The organism is Pararhodospirillum oryzae (assembly GCF_007992075.1).
In the GTDB taxonomy this organism is placed as follows: domain Bacteria; phylum Pseudomonadota; class Alphaproteobacteria; order Rhodospirillales; family Rhodospirillaceae; genus Pararhodospirillum; species Pararhodospirillum oryzae.
The window spans coordinates 1-17,675 of the sequence record NZ_BJZO01000037.1 but is presented as its reverse complement, the minus strand read 5'-3'; the positions used below and the strand labels follow the sequence as shown (position 1 = coordinate 17,675).

Annotated in this window: 16 protein-coding genes; 10 read left to right on the top strand and 6 right to left on the bottom strand. The window is 67.5% G+C overall.

Annotated elements, in window-relative coordinates; translation table 11 throughout:
• Positions 1-53: 53 nt before the first annotated feature.
• The 5 genes from ndk (at position 54) to ROR02_RS07970 (ending at position 4,769) form a co-directional block, all read left to right on the top strand.
• Positions 54-476 (top strand): nucleoside-diphosphate kinase, encoded by a 423-nt coding sequence (ndk, locus tag ROR02_RS07990; protein WP_147163498.1) that lies wholly within the window; start codon positions 54-56, stop codon positions 474-476.
• A gap of 181 nt (positions 477-657) precedes the next feature.
• Positions 658-1,494 (top strand): prolipoprotein diacylglyceryl transferase, encoded by an 837-nt coding sequence (gene lgt / locus ROR02_RS07985; RefSeq protein WP_147163497.1) that lies wholly within the window; start codon positions 658-660, stop codon positions 1,492-1,494.
• A 39-nt stretch (positions 1,495-1,533) separates the two neighbouring features.
• The gene (locus tag ROR02_RS07980; protein ID WP_246135461.1) at positions 1,534-2,658 is read left to right on the top strand and encodes a class I SAM-dependent methyltransferase; all 1,125 of its coding nucleotides are present in this window, start codon (positions 1,534-1,536) and stop codon (positions 2,656-2,658) included.
• A gap of 215 nt (positions 2,659-2,873) precedes the next feature.
• Entirely contained in the window at positions 2,874-3,641 is a 768-nt protein-coding gene (gene pgeF / locus ROR02_RS07975) for a peptidoglycan editing factor PgeF (RefSeq protein WP_147163496.1), read from the top strand.
• 30 nt (positions 3,642-3,671) lie between these two features.
• Complete coding sequence (locus ROR02_RS07970; RefSeq protein WP_246135464.1) at positions 3,672-4,769, top strand: hypothetical protein; 1,098 nt, start codon at positions 3,672-3,674, stop codon at positions 4,767-4,769.
• Between the two features lie 94 nt (positions 4,770-4,863).
• On the opposite strand, the gene ROR02_RS07965 is transcribed toward ROR02_RS07970, so the two are convergent.
• Both ROR02_RS07965 and hrcA read right to left on the bottom strand, forming a co-directional pair.
• Positions 4,864-5,532: a nucleotide exchange factor GrpE gene (locus ROR02_RS07965; protein ID WP_147163495.1), complete on the bottom strand. Its 669-nt coding sequence runs from the start codon at positions 5,530-5,532 to the stop codon at positions 4,864-4,866.
• A 59-nt stretch (positions 5,533-5,591) separates the two neighbouring features.
• Positions 5,592-6,650 carry a heat-inducible transcriptional repressor HrcA gene (gene hrcA / locus ROR02_RS07960; RefSeq protein WP_147163494.1) on the bottom strand — a complete coding sequence of 353 codons (1,059 nt, stop codon included), beginning with the start codon at positions 6,648-6,650 and terminating at the stop codon, positions 5,592-5,594.
• 244 nt (positions 6,651-6,894) lie between these two features.
• Here hrcA and rph point away from each other — a divergent pair, with 244 nt between their 5' ends.
• Genes rph through ROR02_RS07940 form a run of 4 tightly spaced genes read left to right on the top strand, consistent with a single transcriptional unit; the run spans position 6,895 to position 10,235 of the window.
• Positions 6,895-7,623: a ribonuclease PH gene (gene rph, locus ROR02_RS07955; protein ID WP_147163493.1), complete on the top strand. Its 729-nt coding sequence runs from the start codon at positions 6,895-6,897 to the stop codon at positions 7,621-7,623.
• Entirely contained in the window at positions 7,623-8,228 is a 606-nt protein-coding gene (rdgB, locus tag ROR02_RS07950) for an RdgB/HAM1 family non-canonical purine NTP pyrophosphatase (protein ID WP_147163492.1), read from the top strand. Before rph ends, rdgB begins: the two co-directional genes overlap by 1 nt.
• Positions 8,225-9,451 carry a radical SAM family heme chaperone HemW gene (gene hemW, locus ROR02_RS07945; protein WP_147163491.1) on the top strand — a complete coding sequence of 409 codons (1,227 nt, stop codon included), beginning with the start codon at positions 8,225-8,227 and terminating at the stop codon, positions 9,449-9,451. The genes rdgB and hemW overlap by 4 nt, the downstream gene beginning before the upstream one ends.
• A gap of 10 nt (positions 9,452-9,461) precedes the next feature.
• Positions 9,462-10,235, top strand: coding sequence for an SDR family NAD(P)-dependent oxidoreductase (locus ROR02_RS07940; RefSeq protein ID WP_147163490.1), 774 nt, complete (start codon positions 9,462-9,464; stop codon positions 10,233-10,235).
• Positions 10,236-10,408: 173 nt separating this feature from the next.
• Here ROR02_RS07940 and ROR02_RS07935 read toward each other — a convergent pair whose 3' ends face one another.
• From ROR02_RS07935 to ROR02_RS07925, 3 genes are all read right to left on the bottom strand, one after another.
• Positions 10,409-10,762 carry a copper-binding protein gene (locus tag ROR02_RS07935; protein ID WP_147163489.1) on the bottom strand — a complete coding sequence of 118 codons (354 nt, stop codon included), beginning with the start codon at positions 10,760-10,762 and terminating at the stop codon, positions 10,409-10,411.
• Between the two features lie 83 nt (positions 10,763-10,845).
• Positions 10,846-14,013 (bottom strand): efflux RND transporter permease subunit, encoded by a 3,168-nt coding sequence (locus ROR02_RS07930; RefSeq protein WP_147163488.1) that lies wholly within the window; start codon positions 14,011-14,013, stop codon positions 10,846-10,848.
• Positions 14,010-15,542 carry an efflux RND transporter periplasmic adaptor subunit gene (locus tag ROR02_RS07925; RefSeq protein WP_147163487.1) on the bottom strand — a complete coding sequence of 511 codons (1,533 nt, stop codon included), beginning with the start codon at positions 15,540-15,542 and terminating at the stop codon, positions 14,010-14,012. The genes ROR02_RS07930 and ROR02_RS07925 overlap by 4 nt, the downstream gene beginning before the upstream one ends.
• A gap of 153 nt (positions 15,543-15,695) precedes the next feature.
• Here ROR02_RS07925 and ROR02_RS07920 point away from each other — a divergent pair, with 153 nt between their 5' ends.
• On the top strand, positions 15,696-16,106 hold the full coding sequence (locus ROR02_RS07920; protein ID WP_147163486.1) for a hypothetical protein: 411 nt from the start codon (positions 15,696-15,698) through the stop codon (positions 16,104-16,106).
• 130 nt (positions 16,107-16,236) lie between these two features.
• Here the strand turns inward: ROR02_RS07920 and ROR02_RS07915 are convergent, their stop codons facing one another.
• The gene (locus ROR02_RS07915; RefSeq protein ID WP_147163485.1) at positions 16,237-17,391 is read right to left on the bottom strand and encodes an MFS transporter; all 1,155 of its coding nucleotides are present in this window, start codon (positions 17,389-17,391) and stop codon (positions 16,237-16,239) included.
• Positions 17,392-17,675: the final 284 nt, after the last annotated feature.

Here is a 17,675-nt window from a genome sequence, read left to right as displayed (position 1 = left end):
CCGGGGCCGGCCCTCCCCCGCCCCGGGCGGCTCCATAGCCAAGGGAAACCAAAATGGCGATCGAACGTACCTTGTCCATCATCAAGCCGGATGCCACCCGCCGCAATCTCACCGGTGCCATCAACGACCGATTCGAGAAGGCTGGCCTGCGCATCGTGGCCCAGAAGCGCCTGCGTCTGACCCGCGAGATGGCAGAGCGCTTTTACGAAGTCCACAAGGAGCGCAGCTTCTTTGGCAGCCTGTGCGACTTCATGACCTCGGGCCCGGTTGTCGCCCAGGTTCTGGAAGGCGAGAACGCCGTGGCCCGCAATCGCGAAGTCATGGGCGCCACCAACCCGGCCAACGCCGACGAAGGCACCATCCGCAAGGATTTCGCCGAGTCCATCGAGGCCAACTCGGTGCACGGTTCGGATTCGGCTGAAAACGCCGCGACCGAGATCGCGTTCTTCTTCGCCGAAACCGAAATCGTCGGCTAAAGGCGTCGCCCCGGGACGGAGGACGGCGCCCTGGCCCGTCCCCGCCTTCCCGGGCGGTCTTCCGGCCGTCTTGCGTGCCCTTGGGCCTGCGCGGCCCTCCGGCTCCCGGCCCCCTGGCCGGACCGGACCGGGTGCAGGGCGGCCCTGCTTTCCCCGGACCCTTCCCCAAGGACCGCGGCCCATGCTCTTCGCCCTGCCCTTCCCCGCCATCGACCCGGTGCTGATCGAGATCGGCCCGTTTCCCATCCGCTGGTACGCGCTGGCCTACATCGCCGGCCTTCTGGGCGGATGGTGGTATGTGCGGGCGCTGGTCCGCGCCGCGAGGCCGCCCTTCCTCGCCGATGCCCAGGTGGACGACCTGCTGGTCTGGGCGATCCTGGGCACCATCCTGGGCGGGCGCCTGGGCTACGTTTTATTTTACAATCTCCCCTTCTTCCTCGAAAACCCCTTGGAAATCCCCATGATGTGGCATGGGGGGATGAGTTTCCACGGCGGCTTTCTGGGGGTGTGCCTCGCCGTCACCTTGTTTTGCCGCCAGCGCCAGGTTTCCTTGCTGCGGGTGGGCGACGTGGTCGCGAGTGCCGCGCCGATCGGCCTGTTCTTCGGCCGTCTGGCCAATTTCGTGAACGGCGAGCTGTTTGGCCGCGTGGCCACGGATGTGCCCTGGGCCATGGTCTTCCCCCGGGGCGGGCCCCTGCCCCGCCATCCCAGCCAGTTGTACGAGGCCGGGCTGGAGGGTCTTGTCTTGTTCGCCCTCCTGGCCGTTCTGTGGCGCTTCACCCGCCTGTCCGCGCGCCCGGGGGCCCTGATCGGGGTGTTCCTGCTGGGCTACGGGGTGGCCCGCACCACGGCCGAGTTTTTCCGCGAACCCGACGCCCAGATCGGGTTCCTGACCCTTGGCGTGACCATGGGACAGGTGCTGTCGGTCCCCATGATCGCGGTCGGTGCCCTGATTCTGGCCTGGGCCTTGCGCCGCCCCCGGGTCGAGCCCTCTTCCGCTCCCGCGCCCAAGCCCTGATGGGCGCGCGTCCGCTTCCGGCGCCGAAGGGAACCATCCTTGGCTGCCTCTGATCCGCCCCTGCCCCCCGCCGACGCCGCGCCCCCGCTGATGGACGCCTTGCGCGCGCGTTTGCAGGTCGAGGGCACCTTGGACGTGGAAACCTGGATGGGCCTGTGCCTGGAAGCCTATTACGGCCAGGGCACGGCGATTGGCGCCCAGGGGGATTTCATCACCGCCCCCGAGGTCTCGCAGATGGTGGGCGAGCTGCTGGGCCTGTGGGCGGCCGTGACCTGGATGGGCATGGGCCAGCCGCCTTGCGTGCATCTGGTCGAGGCCGGCCCCGGCCGGGGCACCTTGATGGCCGACGCCCTGCGCGCCCTGGCCCCGGTGCCCGCCTTTCGCGCCGCGCTGCGCGTTCACCTGATCGAAACCAGCCCCGGCCTGCGCGCCTTGCAACAGACCGCGCTGGCCTCTTGTGGTGTCCCCGTTTCCTGGCACGACCGCCTCGACGACGTGCCCGCCGGCCCCCTGATCGTGCTGGCCAACGAGTTCCTGGACGCCTTGCCCGTCCGTCAGTACCGGCGCGCCGCCGACGGCACCGGCTGGCACGAACGCCGGGTTGCCCCGGGCCCGGCCGGCTCTCCCACGCCCCTGGTGTTCGTGGACGGCCCCGTGCTGGCCGAGGCGCCCCCCTTGTTGCAGCCCGCCCACCGCGCGGCCCGCCCCGGGGCGGTGGTCGAGGTCTGCCCGCAGGCCCATGCCTTTGTCGATCAGGTGGCGCGACGGCTGGCCGCCGACACCGGCGCCGCCTTGTTCCTGGATTACGGGCCGGCCGCCAGCGGACCCGGCGACACCGTGCAGGCCATGGCCGGCCATGCCTTCGTGCCGGTGCTGGACCAGCCCGGACGGGTTGACCTGACCGCCCACGTGGATTTCCAGGCCCTGGCCACCACCGCCCGGGCGGCGGGGGCGCGGGTGGACGGCGTGGTGGCCCAGGGGGTGTTTTTGTGCCAGCTTGGCTTGCGCGAGCGCGCCAGCGCCCTGATGGCGGGGGCAACCGCGCGACAGGCACGCGATCTTGCCACGGCAGTCCAGCGCCTGGTTGACCCGGCCGCCATGGGCACCCACTTCAAGGTCATGGGATTAGCCGCGCTTTCCTTGCCCCGGCTGGCCGGTTTCTAATCCTCGTTGCATGGTGACAGGGACGGGACAGTTCCCGTCCGCCGTGAGCAAGACCTTCAATGCGGTCTTTTGTCGATATCCGGTCTATCCGGCATTGACGCCCCGATCGGCTTGAGGCATGAATGATCTTAGTCCTCAAGGGGGCTTACGGCATCACGTTGTCCCGCCGCATCAATTCTACTGGTCGGGCTGGGGCCTCAGGGAAACATCGCTCGATGATCACCGTGTCCTCACTCAACGCCCTGACCAATATTCGTCATGGCTTTTTCACGCGCAGTCGGGGAGTTTCCACCGGAGACTTCGCGTCCCTTAACTGTGGCTTTGGCGCGGGTGACGCCGACGAAAACGTGCGGCGCAACCGCGAACGCGCCCTGGCGGAAATCGAAATGCCGCCCGAAGCGCTGGTCACCGTGACCCAGCGCCACACGGATCAGGTGGTCAGCGTCACCCAACCCTGGGGCGCCGAGCCGCCGCCGGTGGCCGATGCCCTGGTCACGGCCACGCCGCGCCTGGTTCTGGGCGTGTTGACCGCCGACTGCGCCCCGGTGTTGATGGCCGATCCCAAGGCGCGGGTGGTCGCGGCGGCCCATGCCGGATGGCGCGGCGCCCTGGGCGGCGTGCTCGACAACACGGTCACGGCCATGGAAGCCCTGGGGGCGCACCGGCGGGATATCCTGGTGGGCATCGGGCCGTGCATCGCCCAGCGGTCCTACGAAGTGGGCCCCGAGTTTCCCGCCCCCTTCCTGGCCGAGGACGAAAGCAACCAGATGTTCTTTGCCTCTGCCCGGCGCGAAGGGCACTATCTGTTCGACCTGCCGGGGTATGTCGCCAAGCGCCTGGTGCGGGTCGGCGTGACCGAGGTCATGCCCACGCCGTGCGATACCTTCCGCGAGGAAAGCCGTTTCTTCAGCTACCGTCGCGCCACCCACCAAGGCCGTCCCACCTACGGCCGTCTGCTGTCCGTGATCGTGCTGGAGCGCTAGGGCATCGTGAGGGGGGCAAAGCCTGTTGGCGTGACCCAACGCACGCCACGCTGGGCGGCGGGTCTGCTGGCCCTGACCCTGGCGGGGTGTGGCACCGTGCCCCGCCCCTTCGACCATATCGCGCCCGAGGGCGGCAAGGCCGCCAATCCCCTGGTCGCGCTCCCCTCGGGAACGGGGGTCAGCATCGCGCCGGCCCTGGGCCTGTCGGTGCCCTGGAACCGTCTGCTGGCCCTGGAAACCGCCGAGCAGTTGCAAGCCCAGGGCATTCCGGCCGACACCAATGGCGACGCCCCCCTGGGCCATCGCCTCACCTTGGGAGTGCGTCCGGTCACCGACCTTCCCGCCCCGGACGACGCGCCCGGTACCTTGGCCTTCGAGATTACCTGGCGCCTGACCGACGCCGATGGCGCCCTGGTCGCCGCCAACGTCGAGACCGCCCGCGTTCAAGGGTCCGCCTGGGAACACGCCGCCCCCGAGGCCGCCCAGGCCCTGGGCCGTCCGGTGGTGGGCGCCTTGTCCGCGCTGCTGGGGGGCTGGCAATCGGCCCTGGTCGGCAACGACGACGCTCCCCCGGTCCCGCGCGCGACAACGCCCGGCGAAGCATCCCCGCCGGGCGCCCTGCCCCCGGGCCGCAAGGCCCCGCCGCCGCCGTCGGCGGCCGACGACCATCCCCCGGCACCGGCCAAGCCGCCGCCCCGGCCCCGCAAAACCGCCCTGGACGCGGAACAGGAGGCGGCCCGCGCCGCGGCCGCCGCCAAGGTGACGGCGCTTACCCCCCGGATTGCCGAGGCCCCGGGCGATGGCGTCCAGGCCCTGAGCGCGGCCCTTGCCGCCCTGATGGACACTGCCGGGGTCAAAATCACCACCGATCCCCGCGAGGCAACGTTCGGATTGATTGGCCACGTCACCACCCAGGCGGTGGCCGGGGGCAAGGACAAGGTCACCTTGGTGTGGGAAGTCACCGACCCCGTTTCGGGGGCGGTCGTCGGCTCGGTGCGGCAGGAGAATTTCGTGCCGTCCGGCCTGTTGGATCGCCCCTGGGGCCATTTGGCCGAGGCGATCGCCGAGGGCGCCCTGGAAGGCGTGGGCGAGATCCTCACCCGCCCCCAACCGGCCCCGGGGCGTTGAAAAACCGTCCGCTTCGGGAGAAGCGGACGGCTGTCACCGATCCTTGGTTCGTTCGACTTATCCGAAAAGCGGTTCCCACTTTTCGGGGTTCAGTCTAGATGGTCCGGTCCACCGCCTCGTTGGCCGAGACTTCCTCGCGCCGGGGACCACCGCGCGAGACCACCACCATGGCCGGACGCAACAGGCGCTCGTTCAGCACGTAGCCGTCCTGATACACCTGGACCACGGTCCCGGTGGGCACGGTCACGTCCTCCAGTTCCTGGACGGCCTGGTGCAAGTTGGGGTCGAAGGGCTGGTTCAAGGCCTCGACCCGGCGCACGGCGTGCTTGGTCAACACCGCCTCCAGCTCGCGGGCGGTCATTTCAACGCCCACGGCCAGGGTGCGCAGGGTTTCGTTTTCCTGGCGCGTGGTTTCAGGCGCGGCCATCAGGGCGCGGCTCAGGTTGTCGGCCACCCCCAGAAGGGCCCGGGCGAAGCCTTGCAGCGCGTACTTGTTGTTGTCCTCGATGCGCTTGTCGGCCATGCGCCGGGCGTTTTCGGCCTCGGCGAGGGCGCGCAGGTAGTCTTCCTTGAGCTTGCGGTTCTCGGCGCTCAGGGCCTCCAGGCGGCGGGCGGTCTCGTCGGCCGCGTCCCCGGCCGTCTCGGGCGCGTCGAGAGCCTCGCCGCCCGGATCCCCGGCCGTCGCGGCGGCCACCGGGGTCTCCTCGCCGGTCCCAGGCGCCTGGGACGAGGGGGCGTCGGGTCTTTCGTTCTCCTGCTGCATGGCGCGTTCCGTCTTCCGTCCTTTTACGTGTTGAACAAGGCAAACAGCGGCGGGCCGTTTTATCCGACCAGCCGGCTGATAACCTTTGAGGTGTAGTCAACCAGCGGAATAATCCGCCGGTAGTTGATCCGCGTCGGACCGATGACGCCAATGGCGCCCACGATCTCGTCGCGGCTATTCTGGTAAGGGGCAACGATCATGGAGCAGCCCGATACGGAAAACAATGCGTTCTCGGCGCCGATGAAAATCTGGACACCCTCGGCATTGTTGACCAGGTCGAGAATGCGCAACACCTGCTCGCGGGTTTCCAGGGCCTCGAACAGACCCCGGATGCGCTCCAGGTCGTCAAGCGCGGTGACATCGGCCAGCAGGTGGCTTTGACCGCGCACGATCAGTTCGCCGTGCCGCTCGCCCCCCGACCAGGTGGCCAGCCCCGCCTCGACCACCCGGGCCGCCAGTTCGTCGAGGCGGGTCCGGTGCTGCTCCAGCTCCTCTTGGATGCCCGAGCGGGCTTCGTCGAGCGTGCGCCCGGCCAGGCGCGCGTTCAGGTAGTTGGTGGCCTCGGCCAGCGCGCTGGGAGGCACGCCCTGCGGCACCTCCACGATGCGGTTTTCGACCAGACCGTTCTCGGTCACCATCACCACCAGGGCCCGCCCCGGCCCCAGGGGCACGAACTCGATGTGCTTGAGCGAGGCTTCCACCTTGGGCGCCAGCACCAGCCCGGCGCAGCGCGACAGGCCCGACAACAAGGTGGTGGCCTCGCCCAGCAGCATGTCGAGGCTGCGCCCCGAGGCCCGCACCTGGGTTTCGATCTGCTCGCATTCGTCGGACGCAAGGCCGCCCAGTTCGAGCAGGCCCGACACGAACAGACGCAAGCCCGCCTCGGTGGGCAGGCGGCCGGCCGAGGTGTGGGGGCTGTAGAGCAGCCCCAGGTCTTCCAGATCCGCCATCACGTTGCGAATGGTCGCGGGCGACAGCGAGACGGCGAGGCGACGCGACAAGGTGCGCGAGCCCACCGGCTCCCCGGTTTCGACATAGGTGTCCACGATCTGGCCGAAGATCTGACGCGAGCGTTCATCCAGTTCCTTGAGGACAGGTTCCTGACCCGTCGGCGCCATGACTCTGGGTCTCCTTATGTGGCTTGGGGCCGATCCATCCCGTTGCGACGCCCGACAAGGTAGGGCGCCCCGCGCCCCCGGTAAAGGGGGGCGCGCCCCGGCAAAAAGTCCGTGTCGGGCTCCGGAGTCCGGCCGGTTGGGCGAAGATCCTTCCGCCAGACGGTGGAAGACCTTGAGCCGCCGGCCCGAGGGAGGTAAAGCCAGGGGCCCACCTTAGCATTCCTTATTCGGCAAGGACCCCCCCATGAGACCCTCCGGTCGTTCCCCCGACTCCCTGCGTCCCATCCGTCTGGAGCCCGGGTACGCCCGCCACGCCGAAGGCTCGTGCCTGGCTTGTTTCGGCGACACCCATGTTCTGTGCACCGCCACCGTCGAGGAGCGCGTGCCCTCGTGGATGCGGGGCAGCGGCAAGGGCTGGATCACCGCCGAGTACGGCATGCTGCCCCGCTCGACCCACACCCGCACCGAGCGCGAGGCCACGCGCGGACGCCAAAGCGGCCGCACCCAGGAAATCCAGCGCCTGATCGGGCGCTCGCTGCGCGCCGTGACCGACCTCAAGGCCTTGGGCGAAATGCAGATTCGCTTGGACTGCGACGTGTTGCAGGCCGATGGCGGCACCCGCACCGCCGCCATCACCGGATCGTGGATCGCGTTGCAGCAGGCCATCGCCCGGGTGCGCGGCTCGGCCCTGCCCGGGCGCTCGGCCCTCACCGACCACGTGGCCGCCGTGTCGTGCGGCCTGGTGGATGGCGTCGCCGTTCTCGATCTTGACTACGCCGAGGACAGCGCGGCCCAGGCCGACGCTAACTTCGTGCTCACCGGCCGGGGCGGCATCGTCGAAATTCAGGGCACCGCCGAAACCACCCCCTTTTCGACCGATCAGTTCCAGGCCCTGCTCGGGCTGGCGCAGCACGGAATCACCCAGCTGATCGCCGCCCAGAAGGAAGCGCTGGGCCTGGGGGAGACTCCCTGATGGCCCGGCGCCTGAGCACGGGGCCGTTGGTGGTCGCCAGCCACAACGCGGGCAAGGTGCGCGAAATCGCCGATCTGGTGCGCCCCTTCGGCCTTGAGGTGCGCGCCGCCGCCGATCTCGGCCTGCCCGAGCCCGAGGAAACCGGCACCACCTTCGCCGAAAACGCCGCCCTCAAGGCCCGCGCCGCCGCCCATGCCGCCAACCTGCCCGCGCTTGCCGACGACTCGGGGCTGGCGGTGGTGGCGTTGGGGGGAGCGCCCGGCCTGTACTCGGCCCGCTGGGCGGGACCGGAGCGGGATTTCACCTTGGCCATGACCAAGGTGAACGAGGCCCTGGGCCACGCTCCCGACCGGCGCGCCGCCTTCGTGTGCGCCCTGGCCCTGGCGTGGCCCGACGATCACGTCGAGATCTTTGAAGGCACGGTCGAGGGGACCTTGGTCTGGCCGCCCCGGGGATCGCGAGGGTTTGGCTACGATCCCCTCTTTGTCGCCGCCGGTCACGACCTTACCTTTGGCGAAATGGACCCGGACGCCAAGCACGCGATCAGCCATCGGGCCGCCGCGTTCCGCCTCCTGACGAACGCCTGCCTGAAGGGGGACTCATGACCCACACCGCCGCCTCGCCCCGCCCCGCCACTCCTCCCGCGTCGCCGCAGGACTCCACCCCCGGCGACGAGGGGTTCGGGGTTTATGTGCACTGGCCGTTTTGCCTGTCGAAGTGTCCTTATTGCGACTTCAACAGCCGGCCCGGCAACCCGACCGATCAAGCCCCCTGGCGCCGGGCCCTGATCGCCGAAATGGACGCCCAGGCCGCCCGCCTGGACGACCGGCCCCGCCCGCTGACCAGCCTGTTTTTCGGAGGCGGCACGCCCTCGCTCATGGAGCCCGAAACGGTCGCGTGCGTCATCGAGCACGCGCGCGCGCTGTGGCCGGCCGCCCCCGATCTGGAAGTGACCCTGGAGGCCAACCCGGCCTCGATCGATCCCGCCCGCCTGGCCGCGCTGCGCGATGCCGGGGTGTCGCGGCTGTCGGTGGGGGTGCAATCCCTCGACGACGAAGCGCTGGTCGCGCTCGGGCGCTGTCACACGGTGCAAGACAGCCTGAACGCCCTGGAAACCGCCACCTCGTTGTTTGACCGGGTTTCCCTCGACCTGATTTATGCCCGCCCCGGCCAAAGCGTGGAAAGCTGGGCCGAGGAACTGAAGCGGGTGCTGGCGCTGAAACCCAGCCATCTTTCGCTTTATCAACTAACCGTCGAGCCCGGCACGCCCTTGTTCCGGCGCATCGTGCGCGGCGAACTCGATCTGCCCGACGAGGACACCGCCACCGACCTTTTCCTGATCACCCGCCAGATGCTGGCCGAGGGCGGGTTGCCAGCCTACGAGGTGTCCAACCACGCGCGCCCGGACCACGCCTGCCGCCACAACATGGTGACGTGGCGGGGCGGCGATTACCTGGGCCTGGGCCCCGGCGCCCATGGCCGCCTCAGTGCCCCCGCCGGCCCCCTGGCCACCGTGGCCCACGCCGACCCCGAGCAGTGGCTGGCCGCCGTGACCTCGGGCGCGGGCGGCCTGGCCGAGGCCACGGCGCTGACCATCGAGGATCGGGCGCGGGAAATGGTCATGACCGGCCTGCGTCTGGCCGAGGGCATCTCGGAAAGCCGCCTGCGCCGTTTGACCGGCCTGGGCTTCGAGGATGTGATTGATCCCGACGGACTGGCCCTGGCCGCCGACGAGGGGCTGGTTGTCGCCCGTGGCGATGGCCTCGCGGTCACCGAAACCGGTGTGCTGCTTTTGAACACCGTGACCGCCGCGCTGCTTTCCGCCTGAGGACCCGCCCATGGCCCGCCCCATCCGCCCCGCGTGTTCGATTCTGATCACCGGGGCATCGTCCGGCCTGGGGGCGGCCCTGGCCCGGGCCTACGCCGCGCCGGGCCAGCGTCTGGTCCTGGGCGCGCGCCGGGACGATCCGCTGGCCCGGGTCGCCGACGCCTGCCGCGCGCAAGGGGCGGACGTGGAAACCGGGATCATCGACGTGGGCCAGCGCGACGCCATGGCCGCGTGGGTCACGCACGCCGACACCCGCCAGCCCCTGGACCTGGTCATCGCCAACGCCGGCATTTCGGGAGGGACGGCGGGCGGCACCGAAACCGAGGACCACACCCGCCGGATGTTCACCACCAATCTGGACGGCGTTTTGAACACCGTGATGCCCCTCATCCCCCGCTTCCAGGCCCGCAAGGCCGGCCAGATTGCCCTCATGGCCTCGCTGGCCGGCTTTCGCGGTTTTCCCGGCGCTCCCGCCTACTGCGCGAGCAAGGCGGCGGTGCGGGTATGGGGCGAAGGGTTGCGCGGCTTGCTGGCCGCCGATGGCGTGGGGGTTTCGGTCATCTGCCCGGGCTTCGTGCGCACCCCCATGACCGCTGTCAATCCCTTCCCCATGCCCTTCCTGATGGACCCGGACCCGGCCGCCGCCCTCATCCGCCGCGCCCTGGCCGCCGACCGGGGCCGCATCGCCTTTCCCGGACCACTCGTCTGGGTGGCCCGCCTGGTGGCCGCCCTGCCCGATCCGTGGGCCGACGCCCTCACCCGCCGCACGCCGCGCAAGCCCTGATCCCCGCTTGCCCGCCCACGCCCCGACCGCGCACGCCCCATGCCCATGGGGCGCGGGAGGCTCCCTCCTCTCCCCCGCCTTGCCCTGAAGCGAAAAGACACCGGTTCGGGGGCATCCGTCGCCCGGAAACAAGCGACGGACACCCCCATCCGCGGCCAACAGCCAGTCCCGGATCAGCGCCCCTTGAGAGCGTCAATCCTGTAGATGCCATCGTTTCCCCGGGACAAGGAGAACGCGATGGCCTCGCCCTCGGCCAGCGTGCTCATGTCCACGCCTTCGGCCACGGTGAAGTCCATGGTCATGCCGGGCCACCCCAAGGCCCCGATGGGGTCGTGGGTGACGTTCACGGTACGCTTTGCCCTGTCCACGGCGTTGATGGTCCCCACACCCTCGATCACGGGGGAGGCGGTCATCATATGGTGGCCGCCATCATGGTTGCCATCGTGGTTGCCGTCGTGGGACATCTGGGCGACGGCGCTGGTGGCGGAAACGATCACGAAGGTCGCGGCGATCAGAACGGATTTCATGGGTGGTTTTCCCGTTATATTAGAGTGAAACCCGAAAACCAGGAATGAACTTTCGGGTAAGCCCAGCGTGAAACGGACAGACACTAAGGGGCCGGCGAGGAAGAGGCGGTCGAAGGAGCCCGGGGGTCCCGGATCCCCCGGATCTTGTTGACCAGGATGAAAACCGCCGGAATGACGAACAAGGTCAGCACGGTAGCGGTCGCCATGCCGCCGACCATGGGGGCGGCGATCCGGCGCATGACATCCGATCCCGTGCCCGCCCCATGCATGATGGGCAGCAGGCCCGCGAAAATCGTCGCGACGGTCATGAGCTTGGGACGCAAGCGAAGCAAGGCGCCCTCGGTCACGGCGGCTTGCACATCCTCCATGGTCACCGGGCGCCCCTCGGCCCGGGCCACGGCCCGGCGTTTGTCAAGCGCGATGTTCAAGTAAACCTGCATGAGGATCGCCGTTTCCACGGCGACCCCGGCCAGGGCAATGAACCCGACGACCACGGCCACGGAGAGATCGAAGTCCAGCAGCCAAAGCAGCCAGACACCGCCCGACAAGGCCACGGGCAGGGTTCCCACGATGGTCACCACGTCCAAGGCGCGCCGGAAGGCCATGTACAGAAGAACGATGATCAGCAGCACAACCACGGGGACGATCATCCCCAGCCGCTCCTGGGCGCGTTCGAGGAATTCAAACTGGCCCGACCAGGCCACCGAGTACCCGGGAGGCAAGGGAACCGCGTCGCGCACCACCTGGCGGGCCTCGGCCACGTAACCGCCCAGGTCACGCCCGGCGATGTCCACGTAGACCCAGCCGTTAAGCCGGGCATTTTCCGAGCGGATCATGCCCGGGCCATCCTCCACCCGGATGGAGGCCACATCGCCCAGGGTGATATGGGCGCCCGAGGGCGTGACCATGGGCAGGTCGCGAATGGCTTCCGGACTGGAGCGATCGTCGTAAGGGTAGCGGACATTGATGGGGTAGCGCTCCAGCCCCTCGATGGTTTCCGACACCTCGATCCCACCAATGGCGGAGCGGATCACGTCCTGAACCTCGGCGATGGACAGGCCATGGCGGGCGGCGGCCAGGCGATTGATATCCACCTGCAAATAACGCCCGCCCACCGTCCGTTCCGCGTAGGCCGAAGTGGTGCCGGGCACGCCCTTGATGGCGCCTTCGATGGCTGCCGCGAGGCGACCGATTTCCACCAGGTCCGGACCGGAAACCTTGATCCCCACGGGGGTTTTCACGCCCGTGGCCAGCATGTCCAACCGGTTCTTGATGGGCATGATCCAGACGTTGGTCACCCCCGGAACCTGGACGATGCGATCAAGTTCCGCGCGGATCCCCGCCATGGTCATGCCCGGGCGCCACTGGTCCCGGGGCTTCAGGCGGATGGTGGTTTCCACCATGGTCAGGGGAGCGGGATCCGTGGCCGTCTCGGCCCGGCCCACCTTGCCGTAAACGCTTTCCACCTCGGGCAGGGTACGGATCAAGCGGTCGGTCTGTTGCAGGATTTCGCCGGCCTTGCCCACGGACACGGCCGGGAACAGGCTGGGCATGTACAATAAATCACCCTCGTCCAGCTCCGGCATGAACTCCGAGCCCAGCTTGGACAAAGGGTAGACACTGCCCGCCGTCAGGGCCCCGGCCAGAACGACCATCACCAGGGGATGGCGCGAAACCCCCGTGAGCAGGGGGCGATAGAGCCAGATGAAGAACCGGCTCACCGGGTTGCGGGATTCGGCAATGATGTGCTTGCCGCGAATGAACCAGCCCATCAAGACGGGCACCAGGGTAACCGACAGGATCGACGCCGCCCCCATGGCGTAGGTCTTGGTGAAGGCCAGGGGCTTGAACATGCGGCCTTCCTGGGCTTCCAGGGCGAAGACCGGCACGAAACTGACGGTAATGATCAGCAGGGAAAAGAACAGGGCCGGCCCCACCTCCTGTGTCGCCTCGGCCACCACGGCCCAGCGGTTTTCCCTGGTCAGGGGCGTGGTCTCGATTTTGCGGTGGAGGTTTTCAATCATCACGATGGCAGCATCGACCATGGCGCCAATGGCGATGGCGATGCCGCCCAGGGACATGATGTTGGCGTTGATGCCCTGGAGCCGCATGACGATGAAAGCCGCCAGGATCCCCAAAGGCAGGAAAAGCACCACGACCAGGGAGGAGCGCAGGTGCAAAAGGAAAACGGCGCAGACCAGGACGACCACGATCATTTCCTCGACCAGCTTATGGGTCAGGTTGTCGATGGCCCGTTCGATCAGACCCGAGCGGTCGTAGGTGGGAACGATCTCCACCCCCTTGGGCAAACCCTGGCGCAGGGTATCAAGCCGCTCCTTCACGGCCTCGATGGTTGTCAGGGCGTTTTCACCCCAGCGCATGATGATCACGCCGCCAACGGCTTCGCCCTCCCCGTCCAGTTCGCCCAGGCCCCGGCGCAGTTCCGGCCCCAGGCGGATTTGGGCGACGTCGGAAAGCAAAACAGGCGTTCCCCCGGCGCTGGCCCGCAGGGGCACCGCCTCCAGGTCGGCAACCTCGTCGATGTACCCGCTGGCCCGGACCATGTATTCGGCCTCGGCGATCTCCACGACCGAGCCTCCGGTTTCCTGGTTGGCCTTTTTGATGGCGCTTGTCACCGTGGACAGGGGCAGGTTGAAGGCCCGCAACCGTTGAGGATCCACCACCACCTGATATTGCTTGACCATGCCGCCAATGGTCGCAACCTCGGCCACGCCTGGGACGGTTTGCAGCTCGTACTTCAAGAACCAGTCCTGGATCGAGCGCAGTTGCGAGAGGTCATGGTTTCCCGTGCGGTCGACCAGGGCGTATTGGTAGACCCAGCCCACCCCCGTCGCGTCGGGCCCCAGGGCCGGATTGACCCCGGCGGGCAGGCGGGGCGCCACCCGGGAGAGGTATTCCAGAACCCGGGAGCGGGCCCAATAAAGGTCTGTCCCGTCCTCGAAGAGGATATAGACGTAGCTGTCGCCAAACATGGAATAGCCGCGCACCGTGCGGGCACCGGGCACGGAGAGCATGGCCGTGGCCAGGGGATAGGTTATCTGATCCTCGATCACCTGGGGCGCCTGCCCGGGGTAGGAGGTGCGGACAATGACCTGGACGTCCGACAGGTCTGGCAGGGCGTCCACCGGGGTGGTGCGCAGGGCCCAGACGCCGCCCACGATCAGCAAGCCGGTCAGGACAACCACCAGGAACCGATTCTCCAGGGACCAGCGGATAAGGGCGGCGATCATCGGGCGCCCTCCCCCTGCCCGGAGGTCACCCGCACGGCAACGAAACCACCGTCGGCGGCCTTGCCAATCCCCAGGGTAATGGCGCTTCCCGCCTTCGGCAGGGTGGCGCGGTCGACCCCATCGGACAGGCTGAAATCCATGGTCATGGCGGGCCAGCCAAGGACCGGAATCGGTTCATGGCTGACGTTGATCACGCCCTTTTCAAGGTCAATGGCGTTGAGGGTCGCTTTTGTCTCGGCGATGACCTCCGACAGGGCGCCGTGGTCCGGATGGTCCTGGTGCCGGGCTTCCGGCGCGGGATCCTCCATGCGGGCCAATCCGGCAAGCAGACTGGCTTCGGAATCGATCAGGAACTGCCCGGAAAGGACGATGCGGTCCCCTTGCGCCAGCCCATCGCGAATTTCGGTCAATCCGTTCCACCGCTCCCCAACCGTCACGGGACGGGAGCGGAAGCGTCCTTCGCCCAAATCCAGCACCACGCGGTCGCCCCCCTGGACACGGATCACGGCTTCGGTGGGAACGGTGAGGACGTTGGTTCGGGGCGGAGCCTTCAAGGTGACATCGGCGAACATGTTCGGACGCAGCGCCAGGTCCGGATTGGCGAAACGCAGGCGAACCCGGGCCGTCCGGGTCGCGGGATCGAGTTCGGGATAGATGTAATCGACCGTGCCGCGCCAGACCCTGCCCGGCAGGTGAGCCAGGGTCGCCTCCGCCTCCATGCCCGGCGTGACCCGGGCGATCTGGCTTTCGACGACGTCGGCAATCACCCAGATGGAGGTCAGATCCGACAGGGTCATGATCGTCTGGTCGGGGCGGATGAACATCCCCTCGCCCACGCCCAACTGGACGAGGACCCCGTCCCGGGGAGCATGAACCTTGATCAGCTTGGCGGGTTTTCCGCTTTTTCGGATCTCGTCGATCTGTTCGTCCGAGATGCCCAGGGCCTCCAGCTTCGCGCGGGCCCCGAAGGTCATCGCATCAGCGCCCCGTTGCAGCTCACGGACATATTCCCAGGAGGCGGCGGCCAGTTCCCGGGAGAAGAAGGCGAAAAGCACGTCCCCCTTCCTGACCTGCGCGCCCAGGGACCGAAAACGGAGATCCTCGATCCACCCTTCGGCGCGCACATGGACGTGGGACGTGGCGTCCTCGTCCTGGGTGACGGAGCCAACGGTGCGGACCTCGGCCCCCATCTCCGCCAGACGGGCGACGCCGACCCGCACGCCGATGGTGTTCATGGTCGCGGGAGACACCCGCACCCCATCCGCGTCGTTGGTGGCGCCTTCGGGGGCCGGGCCTCCCGGCGTTTCTCCTTCGTAGACCGGGATCAGATCCATGCCCATGGGCGACTTTCCCGGCGCGTCCCGCCGGTAGTTGGGATCCATGGGGGCGACCCAATAGGCGATTTTCCGCCCTTTGCCTGACTCATCAGAGGGGGCGAGGAGCGGCCCGCTCACCCGATCAAGGGCAAGACCGCCCGCCACGCCAACGGCCAGGGCCGTGGCGGCAAACAATAGCGATTTTCTGGACACGATCGTCCTTCCCGCACGCAAACCAAGGGACCGCGAAGGCAAGCCTTCACGGACGAGGCAAGGTCAGGACAGGGCGCGGGGAGGACGGATATCGGGATCGCGAGAAATGGCGGTCAGATGCCGCGCGGGAGAAACCCAGGGGACCCAGGGAGCATGACTCAGTTGGGGGAGGAACACCGGGCCCGGCCCTTCGACGGCGGGTGGAAAGCACCCCCCGGCCAGGCTCGCGCACCCTTTGGCCATGGCATCGGCGCTGGTGGCATGGTGGCAATCCGCATGCCCCGCCGGGCACCGGGACACGGAATCGATGCCTTCATGCCCCTCCATGTGGGCGGACAGGCCCGGCGCACCATGGCGGTCGGCATGATGCATCGCCTGCCCAACACCCAGGCCCCTCTCGACACGACCAACCGCCATCGCCGGGTGCAGAACCCCCGCAACCATGACGCCGATCAGAAGAAGAGAAACCAGATGCCGAAGCATGCCTTGCGATCCACGGAAAAGGCAACCGAGCCTGATCCGTTAAGGAGTACCCTGGAACCGGAATGCCGTCAATCCGTTTGACCCGGGCTCGGGATCTTGGGGAGAAGGTCAAAGGGGGTACCTCGTTGGAACGACCGGAGAGTGATCCTTGGCCTCTAGCGTTGTCCCCGATCAGTATGAAAATCCGAAGACCCTTCAGGAAAAATGTTGTTTAGTCATATGCTGTGCCATTGGCGGAGGTGGCGCGGTGTGCGCACAAGGCCACGACACCGACCAATCCGGCAAGCACCCAGAACGCGGTTTTCAGGCCGACGATATGTGCGACGAACCCAACCCCGGCGGGGCCGACGAGAATACCAGCGTAGCCCATTGTGGTGATCGCAGCGACCGCGAGGCCGACCGGCATTGTTTTCTGAGTTCCTGCGCCTCTGAACAAAACCGGGACGAGATTGGACGCACCCAGACCAATCATGACGAAGCCGAAGAGTGCGGCGACGCCAAAGGGCGATAGCAGCAGCAGAGCGAAGCCACTAATAGCAATGAGGCTTCCCCCCAGAAGCGTGGTGCCATCCCCGATCCTCGCGACAACCTTGTCGCCCAATAGGCGGCCTGTCGTCATGGCGATTGAGAACAGCATGTAGCCAATTCCAGCTTGAGCTGGCGGCGTCAGATTCTCCGTGCGGATGAGCAGCGCCCCCCAATCAAGAATGGCACCCTCGACGAGAAAGAGGATCGCAGCGAGACTTGCCAGTAGCAGCACGATCCCGTGCGGAACGGCAAACATCGGTCCTTCCTCCGTCTTCACGACGGCGAGCAGCCGGGGCCAGGCAAGGCCCATCGCCGCAAGCATTGGCAAGGCGCAAAGCAGCGTCGCATCGAATGGTGGCAGCCCCACCGACAACAGGAAAGTCATCAAGCTCGATCCAAGGAATCCACCAACGCTGAAAAGGCCGTGAAATCCCGACATCAGCGGCTGCGATGCGGCACGCTCGACTTCGACCGCGTGGATATTCATTGCAACGTCAATTGATCCCAGCGCGGCACCGAAGGCAACTAAAGCCAGTCCCAGGGAGGGGACCGTGTTGACCACCGCCAAGGTCGGAAGAATCAATGCCAAGCCGAAACCACCAACAAGGATGACCGGTTTGCTTCCGTAGCGAGCCGCAAGAGCTCCGGTGGCAATCATAGCGATTACAGACCCGACACCAAGGCACAGCAGCAACAGCCCAAGGACACCATCTTCAACAACGATCCTGTCTTTGGCAAAGGGAACCAAGGGCGCCCAGCAGGCGATTCCAAAGCCAGCGACTAGAAACGACAAACGCGTCGCGAGGCGCGTTTGCGGGCTATCGGCCGATACGACCATGCATCTTTTTCCTTTTTTCTTGACCTTCCACGGCCTCGGCTCGGATCATCAAGAGGGTGGCGGTGCCACTCCAACGAGAAGCGCCCGCACAGCAGCCTTGGATACCTTACCCCGGCCGCGTTTGCCGCGAAGCGACGGGGTGCTGTCCGCCGGTCGCCTCCGGCTCCCTCCAGCCATCACCCTGTCGCCAGAACACCCACCGCCATGATATCAGCTCAAACACTCACCCCCTGAGTGGACTGAAACAAGGGGGAAGGTCACCCCTCCCCCGCGTTTTGGGCACA

Bases quoted from the DNA above. Each gene is read 5' to 3' on its own strand.
- hrcA (WP_147163494.1), bottom strand. From the start codon at position 6,650: ATGGCGCCGACGGGTCAGGAACCTGTCCTCAAGGAACTGGATGAACGC.
- lgt (WP_147163497.1), top strand. From the start codon at position 658: ATGCTCTTCGCCCTGCCCTTCCCCGCCATCGACCCGGTGCTGATCGAG.
- pgeF (WP_147163496.1), top strand. From the start codon at position 2,874: ATGATCACCGTGTCCTCACTCAACGCCCTGACCAATATTCGTCATGGC.
- ROR02_RS07920 (WP_147163486.1), top strand. From the start codon at position 15,696: ATGACTCAGTTGGGGGAGGAACACCGGGCCCGGCCCTTCGACGGCGGG.
- hemW (WP_147163491.1), top strand. From the start codon at position 8,225: ATGACCCACACCGCCGCCTCGCCCCGCCCCGCCACTCCTCCCGCGTCG.
- ROR02_RS07965 (WP_147163495.1), bottom strand. From the start codon at position 5,532: ATGCAGCAGGAGAACGAAAGACCCGACGCCCCCTCGTCCCAGGCGCCT.
- ROR02_RS07940 (WP_147163490.1), top strand. From the start codon at position 9,462: ATGGCCCGCCCCATCCGCCCCGCGTGTTCGATTCTGATCACCGGGGCA.
- rdgB (WP_147163492.1), top strand. From the start codon at position 7,623: ATGGCCCGGCGCCTGAGCACGGGGCCGTTGGTGGTCGCCAGCCACAAC.
- ROR02_RS07935 (WP_147163489.1), bottom strand. From the start codon at position 10,762: ATGAAATCCGTTCTGATCGCCGCGACCTTCGTGATCGTTTCCGCCACC.
- ndk (WP_147163498.1), top strand. From the start codon at position 54: ATGGCGATCGAACGTACCTTGTCCATCATCAAGCCGGATGCCACCCGC.
- rph (WP_147163493.1), top strand. From the start codon at position 6,895: ATGAGACCCTCCGGTCGTTCCCCCGACTCCCTGCGTCCCATCCGTCTG.
- ROR02_RS07930 (WP_147163488.1), bottom strand. From the start codon at position 14,013: ATGATCGCCGCCCTTATCCGCTGGTCCCTGGAGAATCGGTTCCTGGTG.
- ROR02_RS07915 (WP_147163485.1), bottom strand. From the start codon at position 17,391: ATGGTCGTATCGGCCGATAGCCCGCAAACGCGCCTCGCGACGCGTTTG.